Below are 3017 nucleotides of genomic sequence, written 5' to 3' on the forward strand. Positions count from 1 at the left end.
CTGCTCACGCGGATCCTGATCGGGGCGGCGCGGCTGGCGCCGTCGGCCCCCGCGCCGCCCGACCCCCTGGTGACGCGCGTCTTCGAGGAGATCGAGGCGACGTTCCGCGACCCGGTCTCCGCGGCGGACGTCGCGGCCGCGCTGGGCTACACGCCCGGCTACCTGACCACGGCAGTCCGCGAGCGCACGGGCCGCACGCTGCTGGAGTGGATCACCGAGCGGCGCATGACGGAGGTGCGCCGGATGCTGCGGGACACCGACCTGCCGCTGGCCGTGGTCGCGGCGCGGACCGGCCTGCGGGACGCCACCTACCTGGTGCGCCGGTTCAAGGATCGGTACGGGATCACGCCCGACCGCTGGCGGCGGACCGAGCGGGCCTAGGCTCGTGCGTGAGTTCAGGTCTGCCATCGGCTAGTTTTGGGGCACGCATCGGCCGGGCCGATGTGTGCCATCCCATCGAAGGAGCCCTCACCATGTCTCGCAACCGCGCCCTCCTCACGGCCACCGCGGCCTCGGCCGCCCTGCTGGCCCTGACCGGTTGTGGGAGCTCCGGCGAGTCGAGCGGTGCCGGCGACGAGCTCGGCCTGTCCGGGGACACGCTGGTCGTCGCCACCGAGGGCACCTACCGCCCGTTCAGCTACCACGACGAGACGGGCGAGCTCGTGGGCTACGACATCGAGGTCGCCCAGGCCGTGGCCGAGAACCTGGGCCTGGAGGTCGAGTTCCAGGAGACCCAGTGGGACGCGATCTTCACGGGCCTGGACGCCGGCCGCTTCGACACGATCGCCAACCAGGTGACCATCACCCCGGAGCGCGAGGCCAAGTACGTCTTCTCCACGCCGTACACGGTCTCGACAGGTGTGCTCGTGGTCGCGGCGGACAACGACGACATCACCAGCTTCGCGGACCTGGACGGCAAGACCACCGCGCAGTCCCTGACCAGCAACTGGAACGACCTCGCCAAGGAGAGCGGCGCCAAGGTCGAGGCGGTCGAGGGCTGGGCGCAGGCCGTCGCTCTCCTGGAGCAGGGTCGCGTGGACGCCACGATCAACGACAGCCTGACGTACCTCGACTACGCGAACACCGAGGATGCCTCGGGCATCAAGGTGGCCGCGGAGACCGACGAGGAGTCGCAGTCCGCGTTCGTCGTGACGCCGGAGCGCAAGGCCCTGGCCACCGCGATCGACGGCGCGCTCGACGAGCTGCAGGCCGACGGCACCCTCGCCGAGCTGGGCGAGAAGTACTTCGGCGAGGACGTCTCCCAGTGACGCTCGGCGTACGGCAGGGCGCGGGGCGCGGTACGGCACCCCGCGCGGCAGCCGGCGTCGCGTCCCGCGCCGGGCACCGCTGACGGCGCGGGGGGAGACAGATGGACTGGCAGCTCGTCGTCGACTCGTTCTGGCCGCTCCTGCTGGGTGGCCTGGCGGGCACGATCCCGCTCGCGCTGGCCTCGTTCGCGATCGGCCTGGTGCTGGCGCTGGTCGTGGCGCTGCTGCGGCTCTCGTCCAACCCGGTACTGTCCTGGATCGGCCGGGCGTACGTCTCGGTGATCCGCGGCACGCCGCTCCTGGTGCAGCTGTTCGTGATCTTCTACGGCATGCCCGAGATCGGCATCCGCCTGGACCCGTGGCCGAGCGCGATCATCGCGTTCTCCCTGAACGTGGGCGGCTACGCGGCCGAGGTCGTGCGCGCCGCGATCCTCTCGGTGCCCAAGGGGCAGTGGGAGGCCGGGTGGACCATCGGCATGTCGCCGGCCCGCTCCCTGAGCCGGATCATCCTGCCCCAGGCCGCCCGGGTGTCCGTGCCGCCGCTGTCGAACACGTTCATCTCGCTGGTCAAGGACACGTCGCTCGCGTCGCTCATCCTGGTGACCGAGCTCTTCCGCAAGGCCCAGGAGATCGCCGCGTTCTCGAGCGAGTTCATGACGGTCTACCTGGAGGCGGCCTTCATCTACTGGATGTTCTGCACGGTGCTGGCCGCGGGGCAGAACGCACTCGAGAAGAGGCTGGACCGGTATGTCGCACACTGAGGACCGCAGGCAGGGCACCCTCCTGACCGCTCGCGGCATCCACAAGTCCTTCGGTACCAACCACGTGCTGCGCGGCGTGGACCTGGAGGTGGGCCGCGGCGACGTCGTCGCGCTGATCGGCGCCTCCGGCAGCGGCAAGACGACGGTGCTGCGCTCGCTCAACGGCCTGGAGACACCGGACGCCGGGGAGCTCCTGTTCGACGGCGGCCCCGTGGTCGACTTCGGCGCCCAGGCCGCCGGGCAGGACGGGGGCCGGTCCGGCCGGCGCACCGCCGCGCGGACCGCGAAGACGAATCGCGCGGCCCTGCGGGACCGGTCGGCGATGGTGTTCCAGCACCACAACCTGTTCCCCCACCGCACGGTGCTGGAGAACGTGATCGAGGGGCCCACCCAGGTCCAGCGGGTCCCGCGGGAGACGGCGGTCGGCCGCGCCGAGGAGCTCCTGGCCCGCGTCGGGCTCGCCGACAAGCGCGACGCCTATCCGCACGAGCTGTCCGGCGGCCAGCAGCAGCGCGTGGGCATCGTGCGTGCGCTCGCCCTCCAGCCCGACCTGCTGCTGTTCGACGAGCCGACGTCGGCCCTCGACCCCGAGCTGGTGGGCGAGGTGCTGACGGTGATGAAAGAGCTCGCCGAGGAGGGCTGGACCATGGTGGTGGTCACGCACGAGCTGCAGTTCGCGCGCCAGGTCGCCTCGGAGGTGCTGTTCCTCGACGGCGGCGTGGTGGTCGAGCGGGGCGCGCCCGCTCAGATCTTCACCGACCCGGCCGAGGAGCGCACCCGCCGGTTCCTGCAGCGGGTGCTCCACCCCCTCGACTGACGCCGAGCCGTCCGGGCTGGCCGGTCCCCGGTGGCTGCCCCTCCCTCCCCTTCGAGGCCTAAGTTTCTTCGCTTTGAGTCGACTCAAAGCGAAGAAACTTAGGCCTCGAAGGAGTTGAGACGGCACGCGTTAAGCCAGCGCGGCCCTGCGGGGCAACGCGTAGCCCAGGGC

Annotated in this window: 4 protein-coding genes; all 4 read left to right on the plus strand. The window is 71.3% G+C overall.

Going from position 1 to position 3017, the window contains the following annotated elements:
• The coding region (locus PROKR_RS16255) for a helix-turn-helix transcriptional regulator (RefSeq protein WP_211240157.1) at positions 1-381 on the plus strand (381 nt) is incomplete at its 5' end.
• 92 nt (positions 382-473) lie between these two features.
• Positions 474-1268, plus strand: a complete 795-nt coding sequence (locus tag PROKR_RS16260) for an amino acid ABC transporter substrate-binding protein (protein ID WP_036964722.1) — start codon at positions 474-476, stop codon at positions 1266-1268.
• A 101-nt stretch (positions 1269-1369) separates the two neighbouring features.
• Positions 1370-2029 carry an amino acid ABC transporter permease gene (locus PROKR_RS16265; protein WP_036964723.1) on the plus strand — a complete coding sequence of 220 codons (660 nt, stop codon included), beginning with the start codon at positions 1370-1372 and terminating at the stop codon, positions 2027-2029.
• Positions 2016-2846: an amino acid ABC transporter ATP-binding protein gene (locus tag PROKR_RS16270; protein WP_036964724.1), complete on the plus strand. Its 831-nt coding sequence runs from the start codon at positions 2016-2018 to the stop codon at positions 2844-2846. Before PROKR_RS16265 ends, PROKR_RS16270 begins: the two co-directional genes overlap by 14 nt.
• Positions 2847-3017: the final 171 nt, after the last annotated feature.

Origin of the sequence: Promicromonospora kroppenstedtii DSM 19349 (assembly GCF_000515355.1) — a bacterium.
Lineage (GTDB): Bacteria > Actinomycetota > Actinomycetes > Actinomycetales > Cellulomonadaceae > Promicromonospora > Promicromonospora kroppenstedtii.